This window comes from Persephonella sp. (genome assembly GCF_027023985.1).
Classification (GTDB): Bacteria; Aquificota; Aquificia; order Aquificales; family Hydrogenothermaceae; genus Persephonella_A.
In genome coordinates this window covers 1-14,486 of the sequence record NZ_JALVTW010000038.1, presented here as the reverse complement: position 1 = coordinate 14,486, position 14,486 = coordinate 1, and the positions used below count along the sequence as shown (strand labels likewise).

At 31.2% G+C, this 14,486-nt stretch carries 19 protein-coding genes; 16 read left to right on the top strand and 3 right to left on the bottom strand.

Features of this window, described 5'->3' with window-relative positions; all coding sequences use genetic code 11:
- Positions 1 to 6 precede the first annotated feature (6 nt).
- The 3 genes from rseP to MVE07_RS10280 are packed head-to-tail and all read right to left on the bottom strand — an operon-like array spanning position 7 to position 3,060.
- Positions 7 to 1,341 carry an RIP metalloprotease RseP gene (gene rseP / locus MVE07_RS10290; RefSeq protein WP_297457272.1) on the bottom strand — a complete coding sequence of 445 codons (1,335 nt, stop codon included), beginning with the start codon at positions 1,339 to 1,341 and terminating at the stop codon, positions 7 to 9.
- The gene (gene dxr / locus MVE07_RS10285) at positions 1,334 to 2,455 is read right to left on the bottom strand and encodes a 1-deoxy-D-xylulose-5-phosphate reductoisomerase (RefSeq protein WP_297457269.1); all 1,122 of its coding nucleotides are present in this window, start codon (positions 2,453 to 2,455) and stop codon (positions 1,334 to 1,336) included. Before dxr ends, rseP begins: the two co-directional genes overlap by 8 nt.
- Positions 2,455 to 3,060, bottom strand: a complete 606-nt coding sequence (locus MVE07_RS10280) for a thioredoxin family protein (RefSeq protein ID WP_297457267.1) — start codon at positions 3,058 to 3,060, stop codon at positions 2,455 to 2,457. The genes dxr and MVE07_RS10280 overlap by 1 nt, the downstream gene beginning before the upstream one ends.
- Before the next feature lie 74 nt (positions 3,061 to 3,134).
- Between MVE07_RS10280 and glmS the strand changes: the two genes are divergently transcribed.
- The 16 genes from glmS to MVE07_RS10200 form a co-directional block, all read left to right on the top strand.
- Positions 3,135 to 4,946, top strand: coding sequence for a glutamine--fructose-6-phosphate transaminase (isomerizing) (glmS, locus tag MVE07_RS10275; protein WP_297457264.1), 1,812 nt, complete (start codon positions 3,135 to 3,137; stop codon positions 4,944 to 4,946).
- Between the two features lie 75 nt (positions 4,947 to 5,021).
- A complete protein-coding gene (locus tag MVE07_RS10270; protein ID WP_297457260.1) occupies positions 5,022 to 5,342 on the top strand; it encodes an Ada metal-binding domain-containing protein in 321 nt (106 codons plus the stop codon).
- A 41-nt stretch (positions 5,343 to 5,383) separates the two neighbouring features.
- Positions 5,384 to 6,703 carry a nucleotide sugar dehydrogenase gene (locus MVE07_RS10265; protein WP_297457257.1) on the top strand — a complete coding sequence of 440 codons (1,320 nt, stop codon included), beginning with the start codon at positions 5,384 to 5,386 and terminating at the stop codon, positions 6,701 to 6,703.
- Positions 6,703 to 7,005 (top strand): nucleotidyltransferase domain-containing protein, encoded by a 303-nt coding sequence (locus MVE07_RS10260; RefSeq protein ID WP_345781552.1) that lies wholly within the window; start codon positions 6,703 to 6,705, stop codon positions 7,003 to 7,005. The genes MVE07_RS10265 and MVE07_RS10260 overlap by 1 nt, the downstream gene beginning before the upstream one ends.
- Positions 7,002 to 7,457, top strand: a complete 456-nt coding sequence (locus MVE07_RS10255) for a hypothetical protein (protein WP_297457251.1) — start codon at positions 7,002 to 7,004, stop codon at positions 7,455 to 7,457. Before MVE07_RS10260 ends, MVE07_RS10255 begins: the two co-directional genes overlap by 4 nt.
- 58 nt (positions 7,458 to 7,515) lie before the next feature.
- Positions 7,516 to 8,688, top strand: coding sequence for a nucleotide sugar dehydrogenase (locus MVE07_RS10250; RefSeq protein ID WP_297457414.1), 1,173 nt, complete (start codon positions 7,516 to 7,518; stop codon positions 8,686 to 8,688).
- Between the two features lie 139 nt (positions 8,689 to 8,827).
- Positions 8,828 to 9,100, top strand: coding sequence for a hypothetical protein (locus MVE07_RS10245; RefSeq protein WP_297457248.1), 273 nt, complete (start codon positions 8,828 to 8,830; stop codon positions 9,098 to 9,100).
- Between the two features lie 6 nt (positions 9,101 to 9,106).
- On the top strand, positions 9,107 to 9,442 hold the full coding sequence (locus tag MVE07_RS10240; RefSeq protein ID WP_297457245.1) for a hypothetical protein: 336 nt from the start codon (positions 9,107 to 9,109) through the stop codon (positions 9,440 to 9,442).
- Positions 9,442 to 9,762 carry a nucleotidyltransferase domain-containing protein gene (locus MVE07_RS10235; protein ID WP_297457242.1) on the top strand — a complete coding sequence of 107 codons (321 nt, stop codon included), beginning with the start codon at positions 9,442 to 9,444 and terminating at the stop codon, positions 9,760 to 9,762. The genes MVE07_RS10240 and MVE07_RS10235 overlap by 1 nt, the downstream gene beginning before the upstream one ends.
- Positions 9,759 to 9,932: a hypothetical protein gene (locus tag MVE07_RS10230; protein ID WP_297457239.1), complete on the top strand. Its 174-nt coding sequence runs from the start codon at positions 9,759 to 9,761 to the stop codon at positions 9,930 to 9,932. The genes MVE07_RS10235 and MVE07_RS10230 overlap by 4 nt, the downstream gene beginning before the upstream one ends.
- A gap of 219 nt (positions 9,933 to 10,151) precedes the next feature.
- Complete coding sequence (locus tag MVE07_RS10225) at positions 10,152 to 10,355, top strand: DUF2281 domain-containing protein (RefSeq protein WP_297457235.1); 204 nt, start codon at positions 10,152 to 10,154, stop codon at positions 10,353 to 10,355.
- A gap of 3 nt (positions 10,356 to 10,358) precedes the next feature.
- On the top strand, positions 10,359 to 10,550 hold the full coding sequence (locus tag MVE07_RS10220) for a hypothetical protein (protein ID WP_297457233.1): 192 nt from the start codon (positions 10,359 to 10,361) through the stop codon (positions 10,548 to 10,550).
- Positions 10,547 to 11,836: a flippase gene (locus MVE07_RS10215; protein ID WP_297457230.1), complete on the top strand. Its 1,290-nt coding sequence runs from the start codon at positions 10,547 to 10,549 to the stop codon at positions 11,834 to 11,836. The genes MVE07_RS10220 and MVE07_RS10215 overlap by 4 nt, the downstream gene beginning before the upstream one ends.
- Positions 11,829 to 12,971, top strand: a complete 1,143-nt coding sequence (gene glf / locus MVE07_RS10210) for a UDP-galactopyranose mutase (RefSeq protein ID WP_297457226.1) — start codon at positions 11,829 to 11,831, stop codon at positions 12,969 to 12,971. The genes MVE07_RS10215 and glf overlap by 8 nt, the downstream gene beginning before the upstream one ends.
- Positions 12,968 to 13,750: an ABC transporter permease gene (locus MVE07_RS10205; RefSeq protein ID WP_297457223.1), complete on the top strand. Its 783-nt coding sequence runs from the start codon at positions 12,968 to 12,970 to the stop codon at positions 13,748 to 13,750. Before glf ends, MVE07_RS10205 begins: the two co-directional genes overlap by 4 nt.
- An 11-nt stretch (positions 13,751 to 13,761) precedes the next feature.
- On the top strand, positions 13,762 to 14,486 hold a 725-nt coding region (locus MVE07_RS10200), incomplete at its 3' end, for an ABC transporter ATP-binding protein (protein ID WP_297457220.1).

Below are 14,486 nucleotides of genomic sequence, written 5' to 3'. Positions count from 1 at the left end.
TTTTATCTATTGTAGAACCCTTAAAATATCGTTGAAAATAGCAAATATCATAATTACGCCGATAATAGCAAAGCCAACATAAGCTAAATACTCTTTTGCTTTTTCAGGTAAAGGCCTTCTGATAATTGTTTCAATAAGCAGAATAAAAATCAGTCCACCATCAAGAACAGGTATAGGTAGCAGGTTAAGATAACCAAGCTGTAAGGATATAAATCCTGAGAAAAATAGATAATTCCCAAGTCCGCTTTCCAGTGCTCCGCCAGAATATTTAGCTATTGATATAGGACCTCCAAGGTTATTTTTAATCTCTTGAAGTGATTTTTTTCCTGTAACAATATCTTTGAAAAAGTCATACAGGAGAACACTCATCTCCATATTTTTCTGAATACTTTTCTTAAAGGCTTCCACAAAGCCGTATCTTTTAATTTCTGCTTCATAAACCGGTGCAATTCCTATGACATATTTATTTAATTGTTTATTAAATTCAGGAATGACCTGAACACTGAATACCCTTTTCCCCCTTCTAACCATAAGGGTTACTGGCTTTTTATCTTTTATCTTGGATAAGACATTAACAATTTCATACCAGCTTCGGACAGGTTTTCCATTTATTGCAAGAATTTCATCCCCTTCTTTTAGTCCTGCTTTGGCAGCCGGGAAGTCAGGTAAAATTTTACCTATCTTAGGAGGTATTAACGGGGATATACCTATTGATTGCTTTGTTATATTTTCAGGAATTTCCATAGGAATTGTTATTTTTTTACCGTTTCTTATCACTTCAAGGTTTACCTTCATACCGGCTTTCATGGTAATCTCAACAGTGAACTGTTTCCAGTTTTTGATAGGCTTCCCATTTATAGCTACAATTTTATCAAATGGTTTTAATCCGGCTTTAGCTGCAGGAGAGTCAGGAACAACGTAACCAACCACCACAGGTTCTTTCATATATTTAGGTTCAAAAACTCCTACCATATAGGCAGCTGCAACCAGAATAACAGCAAGGATAATATTGAACAAAGGTCCTGCAAATGCGATAAGCATTTTTTGCCATCTTGGCTTTGCTGCAAATGAGCGGGGGTCTTGATATGCTTCTTTTTCTGTTTCCCCTTGAATTGGTTCTGTCATAGAGTCTTCACCATACATTTTTACATAACCACCAAGGGGAATAGCAGCTATCTGGTAAACAGTTTCTTTACCTTTCCATTTGAATATCGCAGGTCCAAATCCTATGGAGAAGACCTCAACTTTTACCCCGAACATACGGGCAAATATAAAATGCCCAAACTCGTGTATAGTAATTAAAACACCTAACATTATCACGAATGCCAGTAAACTAAGCAATTTTGCCTCCTGTTTTTTGGATTAAATTTTCAAATAAAATTTTTGTTTCTTCTATGATTGATATAACATCTTCATAATTTTTTGGCGCAGGAAAATCAGCTTCCTGTAAAACATTATTTACAACCTGTGGAATTTCTGTGAAATCTATTTTTTCTTCTAAAAATAGTTGAACAGCCATTTCATCTGCAACTGTAAGCACTATAGGATAAGCCCCCCCTTTTTTTCCTGCTTCTTTTGCTATTTTTAGCAGAGGGAATTTGTTTTCATCTGGTTTGTAAAACTCAAGATTTCCTGCTTCAAAAAGATTTAACTTTTGAACTCCGGTTTCCCATCTATCCGGATAAGAAATTGCATAGCTTATAGGTATTCTCATATCAGGATTTGATAGATTTGCAATAATACTGCCGTCTATAAACTCAACAAGACCATGAACAATGCTTTGGGGATGTATAACAGCTTCTATTTTTTCATAGGGAATATTAAATAAATAATGGGCTTCTATTATTTCTAAACCTTTGTTCATTAATGTGGCACTGTCAATTGTAACTTTTTTACCCATTTTCCATTTAGGATGGTTTAATGCCTCTTCTACTGTAATACCTTTTAGATTATTTCTCTTCCAGAATGGTCCCCCGGAAGCAGTTAAAATAACCTTGCTTACTTCTTCTTTTTTTCCGTTTTGTAAGCACTGAAATATGGCTGAATGCTCACTGTCAATGGGAATTATATCAGAGTATTTATCTTTCAGGATTTCTCCAAGACATATAATTGCTTCTTTATTTGCTGTAGCTAATTTTTTGTTGTTTTTCAAAAGCAAATAAGTGGGTTTTATTCCTGCTATTCCTGCAATTCCATTTATAAATAGGTCTATATCCAGGTTTGCAATTGCCTCAAGTCCTTCTTCTCCGCTTAGAACTTTTACTTCCGGTAAATTAGCACCTTCTTTTATATATACATATTCAGGTTGAAATTCCTGAATTTGCTTTAAAAGAGTCTCAGATAAACGGGAAGCTGCAAGAAGATTAACCTTTAGCTTGTCTGGATGTTTTTTGACTATATCCAGTGTCTGAGTTCCGATAGAACCTGTGGAGCCTAAAACTGCCAGTGTTTTCATCAGGATATAGCTCCAAAAATATGTCCTAAAATTTCATTTTCTTCTTTTAAACCGACAAACTCAGCCTTATCATTAATAACAACTTTAGGAACAGCTGCAACGTTGTATTTTATAGCCATTTCTGAAAACTCATAGCAATCAATAGCTGTAGCCGTAATGTTCTTATTTACCATTGCAAAGCTGAACATTTTTAATATTGTAGGCGGACACCATCCACAGCTTTTTGTTATAAATATTTTTATGTCAACAGGCTGGTCTATTTCTTCCAGAAATTCAACAGTTCTTTCTGTCAGGTCATACTCGTTTCTGGAAACCATCAATATTGTTTTTATAAAAGAAGGAAATTCTCCTCCATCAGGTTTTCCCATAAATCTAATTCCAAAGTCTATATCCTTTTGCCGAATTGATATACAGGGATATCCGTAACAATTAAGCCTGTCTGAAACCACTAAAGATATTTTTTCTGATAAATTAGAAATCTCTTTCAAAAGCTCTTCTATTTCATCAGAAACAGGTTTTTCATTTTTTCTTAGAATAAGCTGAACAGGTTCTATTAATTTTTCAAACTCTTTTTTAAGATTGTTTTTTACTTCATCGGAAAGCATTTTTCCTCCGAAAATTATATGAATTAAGTCTTTATTATAATATAGTTACAGCTGTAAGTTTATGGGGGAAAATTATGTGCGGAATTATAGGCTATGTAGGCAAAAGAAATGCTGTTCCGGTTTTACTTTATGGACTTCAAAGACTGGAATACAGGGGATATGATTCTGCCGGTATAGCAGTTATAGATAAATCTGGAGACAAAATTATTGTTGAAAAACAGGTGGGAAAAATAAGAGACCTTCAGGAACATCTATGGGGTAAAAAGATAGAAGGACATATAGGACTTGGACATACCCGCTGGGCAACCCATGGTGCTCCAACAATAGAAAATGCTCATCCACATACCAGCCAGAAAGGAACAATATCTATTGTTCACAACGGAATAATAGAAAACTATATGGAATTAAAAAAAGAACTAATGGATAAAGGTTATAAATTCAAGTCTGAAACAGATACAGAAGTCATAGCCCATCTGTTTGAGGATTTATATACAGGGGATTTACTGGAAACAACCTTTAAAGTAGCAAAAAGGTTGGAAGGTGCCTATGCAGTAGGGGTTATATCTACATATGAACCTGATAAAATTGTGGCAATTAAAAAAGGTAGCCCATTAATTATTGGTCTTGGTGAAGATGAAAACTTTATAGCATCTGATATCCCTGCAGTTTTAGAATATACAAAAGATTTTATTGCCCTTGAGGATGGGGAAATCGCTGTCCTGACAAAAAATAAAGTTGAGGTTTATTCAATAGATGGAAAAAAACTTGAAAAAAAGCCTTTCCATGTAAACTGGGACGTTTCTGTTGCTGAAAAGGCAGGATATAAACATTTTATGCAAAAAGAGATACACGAACAGCCTAGAACAATAGCAGATACAATTTCCGGATTTAACTCATCTAAAAATAATGAACTATTTGAAATATTAAAGGATACCAGTAGACTCTATATAATAGCCTGTGGAACATCTTATCATGCAGGACTTGTAGGTAAGTTTTGGATAGAAAGATTTGCCAGAATTCCGGTTGAGGTGGATTATGCCTCTGAGTATAGATACCGGGACAGGATTATAGATGAAAAAACTGTGGTGCTTGGTATAAGTCAATCTGGGGAGACAGCAGATACCAGATTTGCACTTTTAGATGCAAAAAAAGAAGGGGCAAAAACAATAGGTCTTGTTAATGTTGTAGGAAGCTCTTTATCCAGAGAGACTGATTATGTTTTATACACCTATTGTGGTCCAGAGATTGGGGTTGCTGCCACAAAAACATTTACAGCTCAATTAGTAAGTCTACTATTATTTGCCCTTGAAGCAGGATTAAGAAAAGGAACTATTTCACTTGAAGATTATGAATTTATCCATAATCAGCTTTTACATATTCCTTCAAAGGTAGAAGAAATCTTGAAAAAAGATAATGAGATTAAAGACCTCGCCCATAAATATATGAATGCAACTGATTTTCTGTTTTTAGGCAGAAATATAAACTATCCTATTGCTCTGGAAGGAGCTTTGAAACTTAAAGAGATATCCTATATACATGCAGAAGGTTATCCTGCAGGAGAAATGAAACATGGTCCAATAGCATTGATAGATGAGAAACTGCCTGTAGTTTGTGTAATTCCAAAGGATAGATTTTATGAAAAGATGTTTTCTAATGTTCAGGAAGTAAAAGCCCGTAAAGGAAAAGTTTTATCTGTGGCCACGGAAAATGATAAAGAGATAAAACAGGTTTCAGATGATGTCATTTATATTCCAGAAACAATAGACCCGCTGTATCCAATTCTTACTATAATTCCTTTACAACTGCTTTCTTACCATATAGCAACCCTTCTTGGAAAAGATGTAGACCAGCCAAGAAATCTTGCCAAGACAGTAACCGTAGAATGATTTATACTTAAATAATTAAAAGTTATTCAAATATATATATTGGATTTTGTTTTGAGGGGGAGGGGTATGTGGTTTTTGATATTTTTATTTATTATAGGTAGCGCTTTCGCTTTTGAAAAAACAATAATAGAAAACAAGGGTAACTATTATAAAGTAGAGACATATCAAGAATACATTCCCAAAAAGCATTATCACAAACGGCATAAGAAAAGAAAAATCCATACAAAGAAGAAAACCCGTAAAAAAGCTCCATATTATGTGGCAAAACCCAGAGGTAAAGTTTTTCACAGACCTGACTGTAGATTTGCCAGAAGAATAAAACATAAAATTATTTTTAAAAGCAGAAGAAAAGCCTTAAAGGCAGGTTTGCGTCCCTGTAAAGTCTGCGACCCATAATATATAGTAAAATAGAAAAAAATTCTTTTGAGGGTTAATCTTTGAAAATCTCAGAGTTTACAAAAGGGAACAAAGAGAAAATAGCCATAATAGGCCTTGGATATGTAGGACTGCCTTTAGCAGTTTTGTTAGACCAGAAATTTAATGTAATAGGCTTTGATATAAACTCTCAGAGGATAAAAGAACTAAAAGAAGGCTATGACAGAACCAGAGAAGTAGAATCAGAAAAACTTAAAAAGTCTAATATAGAATTTACAGACAATCCTGAGAAAATATCAGAGGCAAAAGTAATAATAGTTACTGTGCCAACACCAATAGACAAGCACAACATACCAGACCTTAGACCAATCAAATCAGCTACAAAAACAGTAGGCAAATACATGCAAAAGGGTTCAATAGTTGTATATGAATCAACAGTATACCCGGGACTAACAGAGGAAGAATGCGTTCCGATATTAGAACAAGAAAGCGGCCTAAAATGGAAAAAAGACTTCAACGTAGGCTATTCACCGGAGAGGGTAAACCCGGGAGATAAACAACACACAATAGACAAAATTACAAAAGTGGTAGCAGGAGATACACCAGAAACGACTGAATTTTTAGCCAGGTTATATGGGAGTGTAATTACAGCAGGAGTTCACAAAGCCCCAGACATAAAAACAGCAGAAGCAGCCAAAGTAATAGAGAATATTCAACGGGATTTAAATATAGCCCTTATGAATGAATTGTCTGTATTATTTAATAAATTAAAAATAGATACAAAATCTGTCTTAGAAGCAGCATCAACAAAATGGAATTTCCTTAGATTTGAACCGGGGTTGGTGGGTGGCCACTGTATAAGCGTAGACCCATATTATCTGACCTTCAAAGCCCAGGCCATAGGACACCATCCGGAAGTGATACTGGCAGGAAGAAGAATAAACGATTATATGGGCAAATTTGTAGCAGAAAACACAGTAAAGAAACTAATAAAAGCAGGAAAAGCAGTAAAAGGAAGTAAAGTCCTGATATTAGGACTAACCTTTAAAGAGAACATATCAGACATAAGAAACACAAAAGTAATAGATGTCTACGAAGAGCTAAAAGAATATGGGATATATGTTTACATACATGACCCATTTGCATATCCGGAGGAAGTTAAAGAGGAATATGGAATAGAGTTATTAGACAATATAGAAAAAGAAGCTCCTTATGATGCGATAGTAGTAGCAGTAAAACACAGACCATTTATTGAGGAATTAGATTTTAAAAAATACAAAGAGCTGATGAGAAAAGATGGAAAGCCTGTTTTGATAGATATAAAAGGTTTATACAACAAAGAAAAGGCCATTAATGAAGGATTCCTTTATTGGAGATTATAATGGCGACTACTCCAAAAGTAAGACTTTCCCCTGAAGAGCTGAAAATTATAAAGGAAACCATAAAAAAATATGATCCTGAAGCAAAAATTTTTATTTTTGGAAGTAGAACAGATTTAACTAAAAAAGGTGGAGATATTGATATTCTTGTTATTTCTAAAAAAATTGATTACAAACTAAGAAGAAAAATCCGGGTAGATTTATTACTTCAATTAGGAGATAGAAAAATAGATTTAATTATTACAGATAATCCTTATAAAACAGAATTTACAAAAATTGCATATAAATACGGGGTTGAAATTTGAAAGCAGAAGAACTTAAAAAAATATTTTGTGACAACTTAAATTTATTTAATAAAAGTATAGAATGGTTAAATAAATCTTATCAAAAGGCAAAAAATATAGATTTGGAGAAAAATAATCTATCAGAAGATGAATTAGAAGTCCTTGAAACTTTGTCAAATAGATTTTCCCGGGCTGTTGATATTTTAATTAATAAAGTCTTGCGAAGTCTTGATTTATTAGAATTAGAAGACATAAATAGGAAGATAGATATAGTGATAAGAGCTGAAAAAAGAGGTTTTGTTGATGATTATAGACTTTTAATAGAGCTTAAAGATTTGAGAAATGAACTTGTTTATGAATATATACAGGAAATGCTTATAGAAAAATTTAAAGAAATAATTGAAAAAACACCTATTCTGTTTGATACGGCAGATAAAATTAATAGGTATTCAAAAAAATATAATTATTGTTGAACAAAAAGATAAAATTAAAGTAAAATTAATGCCTTAATTTTTCCTGGAGGTTATTAAACTGAAAATAGCAGTTGCAGGTGCAGGATACGTAGGATTATCAAATGCAATCTTACTTGCCCAGCATAATAAAGTTGTAGTAAAGGATATAGACCCTAAAAAGGTAGAACTTATAAATAAAAAAATTTCCCCTATCATAGACAAAGATATAGAAGAGTATCTAAAAAATAAACCTCTAAACCTTAAAGCCACACTTGACCCGGAAGAAGCCTATAAAGATGCAGAATTTGTAATAATAGCAACTCCAACAGACTATGACCCGATAACAAATTATTTCAATACAAAATCAATAGAAGCTGTAATAAAAGAAGTCCTTCAAATAAATCCGCAGGCTACCATGGTAATAAAATCAACAATCCCAGTCGGATATACAGATGAAATAAAAGAAAAATTTGGCATAGATAATATTATTTTTTCTCCAGAATTTTTAAGAGAAGGAAAAGCCCTATATGATAATCTTTATCCTTCCAGAATAGTTGTTGGAGAAAAGTCTGAAAGAGCAAGAAAATTTGCAGAGTTGCTTCTACAAGGTGCAAAGAAAAAAGATGTTCCAGTTTTATTTACAGGTTCAACAGAGGCAGAAAGTATAAAACTATTTGCAAACACATATCTGGCAATGAGGGTGGCCTTTTTTAACGAACTTGATACTTTCGCAGAAAGTCATGACTTAAACGCAGAAGAAATTATAAGAGGTGTATGCTTAGACCCAAGAATAGGTATGCATTACAATAACCCATCATTTGGTTATGGTGGATACTGCCTGCCTAAAGATACAAAACAACTGCTTGCCAACTACATGGAAAAAAATATTCCACACTATCTTATAAAAGCAACTGTTGAATCAAATATAGCCAGAAAATATTACATAGCCGAACAAATTCTCAAAAGAAATCCCAAAATCGTAGGTGTTTACAGACTTACAATGAAATCTGATTCTGATAATTTTAGAGAAGCTGCAGTTATAGACATTATTGAATATCTCAGAGCAAAAGATGTAGAAGTTGTAATATACGAGCCATTAATTGAGGAAGATAAATTTATGGAATTTAAAGTAATAAACAACCTTCAAGAATTTAAAGAAATTCCAGACCTGATAATAGCAAACAGATATTCAGAAGAACTTGACGACGTAAAACACAAAGTTTATACACGGGATATTTTCAGGAACGGCTAAAACTTAACTTAAAATACAGGAATATACTCTCTAAATTTCGAGGAGTAGACTCCTTAAATTTCAAAACTTTTTCGGATTTGTTTTCCAATCCGAAATCTATAATATTATTTTTATAAATCTCAATAGTCCGGTGAAAAAAATGAGTTTAGAAATCCAAGAAAAGAAGAAAAAAGGCAGAAAAAGAGTCCCTAAAGAACTTATATATGAGATGAGATATGGCAGTCCCATTTATTACAGGGATTATGACAAAGTAATTGCGGGGGAGAAAACTCTGGAGGAAATTATGGGGAGTAGTAAATTACAGGCATTTATAATTGCTTTAATATTAGGGTATTTATCCTCAAAACTTGACAGGAAAAAATATTTGGTCTTGACTAACGAAGCTGGCTTCCGATGGGCACCACGAACATAGAGAAATTTGGATATTGCTATCTTTGACAAGAAAAAACTTTTTAGAGAAGGGATTAATGATAAATGTGCAAAAACTCCTCCAGAGGTTGTAATTGAAGTTGACTCAAAAGCAGACTTAAGAAAATACGGAGATTTTATGAATTATATGAGAGAAAAAACACAGGATTTATTAAATGCCAGAGTAAAAAGGGTTATCTGGTATACAACATTTGACAAAAAAGTAATGGTTGCAGAAAAAGGCAAAAGATGGTTTATAACAGATTGGAACGACACAATAGAAATAATAGATGATATTAAAATAAACCTTAATGAGCTTTTTAAAGAAGAAGGAATAAAAGAGTAATGAAAACAAAAGAATTTAAAAATGTACGTCTTACAGAATACGAACTGAAGGCTATCAGAGATACTGTTAAAGAGGTCTTTGGGAATAAGGCAAAAGTCTGGCTTTTTGGCAGTAGAGTCAATCCAAATGCAAAAGGCGGTGATATAGATATTTATATTGAAGTTCCAGATACTAAGAACTGGTTAGATAAGAAGATTACTTATTTAGTCAAACTGAAGAGCAAAATTGGTGACCAGAAAATAGATTTGATATTAAAATCCTATAACTGTCAGGAAGAGATATGTATTGAAGCAAAGAAAAAAGGGGTAAGGCTGATTTGAATGCTGAACTTAAATACAAAAAATCTTATGAAGAAACCAAAAAACATTTAGATAGATTAAGAAAAGCATACAAAATCTTAAAATCAAAAAAATTAATGCCTTTTGATAAAGAAAAAGTAGAAGAAATCCTAAAAGATGAATATTTACCGATGCAAAGAAAATCCAAATAGCCGAAAACAAAACTCCATGGATAATTGTAGATTTTAACTATGAATTTGAAATAATCGATAATATTAAGATCAATTTAGAAAAGCTCTTGAAAGAGGATATTGAGCATAAATAATAAAGAATTAAGAAACTGTTCGCTTTAAAAAGGATATAAACCTTGAAAAGCCTATTTTATATATTAAAATTATGATTAAATACTTCACCTAATAGGTAGTTTAATTATGATGAACGAAGATTTAAAAATAGATATTTTGCCAGAAGAAGGTAAAAAAGAACTTATGGATTTTTATGAGTTCTTATTGAAGAAATATGGAATTTCCGTATCTAAAAGAAAGAAAAACTTATCTGAATTTGCAGGAACCCTTGAAAAACTTCCAATCAAACCGGAAGAATATCAGAAGATAACTAGAGGAGAATGGGATTAATCTATGCATAGTCTTTTTTTTGATACTAATGCTATTCTCTATTTTTTATCAGATAAAAAAATTAAAGGTGCTTCTTTAGCAGATATTGAAATAGCAATCTTTTTTATTACAGAGATAGGACTTCTTTGCTATCCTAATCCTTCTGTTGAAAATGTAATAATTTACGAGGAATTTAAGAGAATTTACGTAAAATGATAAATAAAATAAAAAGACTTTTTAATACAGAAGATAAAAAGAGGCTTTTATCTAATTTTTTATCCCTTTCTATTTTACAGGGAGCTAATTATATTTTGCCTTTGATAACTTTACCGTATCTAGTGAGAGTTTTAGGCCCTGAAAAATTCGGTCTTATTATGTTTGCACAGGCTTTTATTCAGTATTTTATAATTCTTACAGATTATGGTTTTAATTTGTCTGCAACACGGGAAATATCAATTAACCGTGATAATAAAGATAAGATTTCAGAGATATTTAGTTCTGTAATGATTATAAAGTTTAGTTTAATGTTAATTTCTTTTATAATATTAACCCTTATTGTTTTTTCATTTGAAAAATTTAGAAAAGAGTGGTTAGTGTACTATTTAACGTTTGGTATGGTGGTGGGGCAGGTATTGTTTCCGATATGGTTTTTCCAAGGTATAGAAAAGATGAAATATATAACTTTTTTGAATATATTAGCTAAATCTATTTTTACAGTTGCCATTTTCATTTTTGTTCACCAAGTTTCAGATTATATCTATGTCCCCTTATTAAACTCTTTAGGCTTTATAATAGCCGGTATTTTAGCCTTATGGATAGTTTTTAAGGATTTTGAAATTAAATTTACTAAAGCATCTTTTGAATCTCTGATTGACCAATTAAAAGAAGGATGGCATATTTTTGTTTCTACTGTTGCTATAAGCTTATATACAGTATCAAACACATTTATTCTTGGAATATTTACTAACAATACAATTGTAGGTTATTACTCAGCAGCAGAAAAGATTGTTAGGGCTGTTCAAGGGTTGATTATTCCAATATCTAATGCTATTTACCCGTATATTAGTAAGCTTGTTAAAGAATCAGAAGAAAGAGCTGTAGAATTTTTAAGAAAACTTACTGTTTTTGTGGGAAGTTTTTCTTTTAGTGTGTCTATAATTTTATTTATGTTTACAGATTTAATTGTAATTACATTTCTTGGGAAAAAATTTGAAAACTCAATAATTGTTTTGAAAATTTTATCCTTTTTACCTTTTATTATCTCGTTAAGTAATATTTTTGGGATACAAACTATGCTGACTTTTAATTATAAGAAAGCTTTTTCAAGGATACTTATTTCTGCAAGCGTCTTAAATATTTTGTTAGATTTTATCCTAGTCCCTTTTTATAAACATATAGGAATTTCTTTCGCTGTATTAATTTCAGAAAGTTTTGTTACAATTTCTATGTTTATCTTTCTATATAAGAAAAATATTAAATTATTGGAGGGAAAAATTGTTTAATTATATAGTAATTGGTGCTGGATTTGCAGGTTCTGTTTTAGCAGAAAGAATAGCTAATGTTTTAAATGAAAAAGTTTTAGTTATAGAAAAAAGGAATCATATAGGTGGTAATTGTTATGACTACAGGACAAAAGATGGGATAATAGTTCATAAATATGGCCCACACTTATTTCATACAAATTATAAAGATGTTTTTGATTACTTATTAAACTTCACGGAATGGGATATATATCATCACTATGTATTGGGTTTCATAGATGGTAAAAAGGTTCCTATACCTTTTAATCTTAATACTTTATATGAGGTCTTTCCTCCTTCTTTAGCTAAAAAATTAGAAGAGAAACTGCTCTCAAAATATAAATATGGAGTGAAAGTTCCTATACTTGAACTTAAAAAAGAAAACGATAAAGATTTAAAATTCTTAGCAGAATTTGTATATGAAAAGGTATTTAAAAATTACACGGCAAAACAGTGGAATATGAGGCCTGAGGATATTGACCCTGAAGTTACTGCGAGAGTTCCGGTTTATATAAGTAAAGACAATCGTTACTTTACGGATAAATATCAAGCTGTTCCTCGTGATGGATATACTAAAATATTTGAGAATATGTTAAATCATCCAAATATAAAACTTATGTTAAATACAGATTTTAAAGAAGTCCTAAAAATTGATTTTGAAAATAAAAAAATATATTTCTTAGGACAAGAGTTTAAAGGGAAACTTATTTTTACTGGAATGATTGATGAATTATTGGATTTTAAATATGGATTTTTACCTTATAGAAGTTTAAATTTAAAATTTGAAATCTATGATAAAGAGTATTTTCAAGAAGCCCCTGTGGTAAATTATCCAAATAATTATGATTTTACAAGAATAACTGAATTTAAGCATATTCATCCGATAGAAACTAGGAAGACTGTTATATTAAAAGAATTTCCTAAAACATATAGCCCAGGAACAGATATACCTTATTATCCAGTTTTTACAAAGGAAAATAGGGAACTTTACAATAAATATAAAGAAGAGGTTCAACAACTTGAAAATATAATTCTTGTAGGGAGATTAGCAGAGTATAAATACTATGATATGGATGATATTGTTAAAAGAGCTTTAGAAGTATTTGGGGAATTATGAACAATAGTATAAGAAGCACACTAAGATATTATATAGATGTTTTGTTTGTCTTAATATATAAAGAATGGATCGTCAAATATAAAGGAACTTTGTTAGGATATGTATGGTCTATAGCTCACCCTCTCGTATTGTCTATAGTTTTTTATATAGCTTTTAAGATAGCTTTAAAAATTCCTATTGAAAATTATACATTGTTTCTTATTACAGGATTATTTGCGTGGCAATGGTTTATGAACTCTGTTATGGTTAGCGTTTGGAGTTTTGTTGCAAATGCTAGTATTATAAAAAAGACCACTTTCCCAAAATTTTTATTACCTTTGTCAATAAATATTCTGGATATGATACATTTTATAATATCTATACCTGTAATAATTGTTTTTCTAGCAATATATCATCAGAAAGTATTTTACTTTAGTTGGTTTTATGAGATTCCCTTGGTTCTGTTCTTACAGTTAATACTTGGTTTTTCTGTTGGACTAATATTTGGAACTTTAAATGTTTTTGTTAGAGATATAGATAGATTAGCATCGTTATTGTTAACATTGGTTATGTATTTAACTCCCATTTTTTACAAAATACAAATGGTTCCTCAAGAATACAGAAGCTATTTTTACTTAAATCCGATGGTTCATGTGATTGATTTGTGGAGAGATATTTTTATGAGGGGAACTATTAATTCTTTTAATTTAATCTGGGGGAGCATTGATATTTTAATATTTTTGGCAATATCTATTGCTATATATAAGAAGCTACATTATAAATTTGCAGAATACTTATAAGGTGTCGGTTTATGGGAGAAGTTATTATAGAGTTTCAGAATGTTACAAAAATTTATAAGCTTATTCAAAATGTTTCCTATAAAGAATTATTATTTTCAGTTTTTTCTAAAGAAAAAAGGAAAAATATTAAAAAAGAATTTATTGCTTTGAAGAATATATCTTTTTCTGTAAAAAGAGGAGAAACGGTAGGTATTATAGGAAGAAATGGAGCAGGAAAAAGCACTTTATTAAGTTTGTTGGCTGGTGTAATTAAACCTACTTCAGGGAAAATAATAGTAAAAGATAGAGTATCTCCCTTACTTGAATTGGGGAGTGGCTTTCATCCTGAGTTAAATGCATATGAAAATATCAGATTGAATGGAGTTTTGTTAGGAATACCTTTGAAATTTATTAAAAATAAAGTTGATGATATTATTAAATTTGCAGAACTGGAAGAATTTGCTGATCAACCTATAAGAACATATTCCAGTGGTATGTTGGCTAGATTGGGATTTTCTGTAGTTACTCAATTAAATCCTAAAATTTTATTGATTGATGAAGTTTTAGCAGTAGGAGATGAACGATTTAGAAGAAAATGTATAGATTTAATGTTGTCATTTAAAAAACGGAATATAACAATGTTATTCGTTTCGCATAACTTACACGAAGTTGAATTGCTATGCGATAGAGTAATTTGGATTGAGAACCATGAAATAAAAATGGATGGGGCTACCGCAGAAGTAATAGAGAAATTTAG

Excerpts from the sequence above, each read along its gene's own strand:
- dxr (WP_297457269.1), bottom strand. The coding sequence starts at position 2,455 with ATGAAAACACTGGCAGTTTTAGGCTCCACAGGTTCTATCGGAACTCAG.
- MVE07_RS10280 (WP_297457267.1), bottom strand. The coding sequence starts at position 3,060 with ATGCTTTCCGATGAAGTAAAAAACAATCTTAAAAAAGAGTTTGAAAAA.
- glmS (WP_297457264.1), top strand. The coding sequence starts at position 3,135 with ATGTGCGGAATTATAGGCTATGTAGGCAAAAGAAATGCTGTTCCGGTT.
- MVE07_RS10260 (WP_345781552.1), top strand. The coding sequence starts at position 6,703 with ATGGCGACTACTCCAAAAGTAAGACTTTCCCCTGAAGAGCTGAAAATT.
- MVE07_RS10245 (WP_297457248.1), top strand. The coding sequence starts at position 8,828 with ATGAGTTTAGAAATCCAAGAAAAGAAGAAAAAAGGCAGAAAAAGAGTC.
- MVE07_RS10235 (WP_297457242.1), top strand. The coding sequence starts at position 9,442 with ATGAAAACAAAAGAATTTAAAAATGTACGTCTTACAGAATACGAACTG.
- MVE07_RS10225 (WP_297457235.1), top strand. The coding sequence starts at position 10,152 with ATGATGAACGAAGATTTAAAAATAGATATTTTGCCAGAAGAAGGTAAA.
- MVE07_RS10220 (WP_297457233.1), top strand. The coding sequence starts at position 10,359 with ATGCATAGTCTTTTTTTTGATACTAATGCTATTCTCTATTTTTTATCA.
- MVE07_RS10215 (WP_297457230.1), top strand. The coding sequence starts at position 10,547 with ATGATAAATAAAATAAAAAGACTTTTTAATACAGAAGATAAAAAGAGG.
- MVE07_RS10205 (WP_297457223.1), top strand. The coding sequence starts at position 12,968 with ATGAACAATAGTATAAGAAGCACACTAAGATATTATATAGATGTTTTG.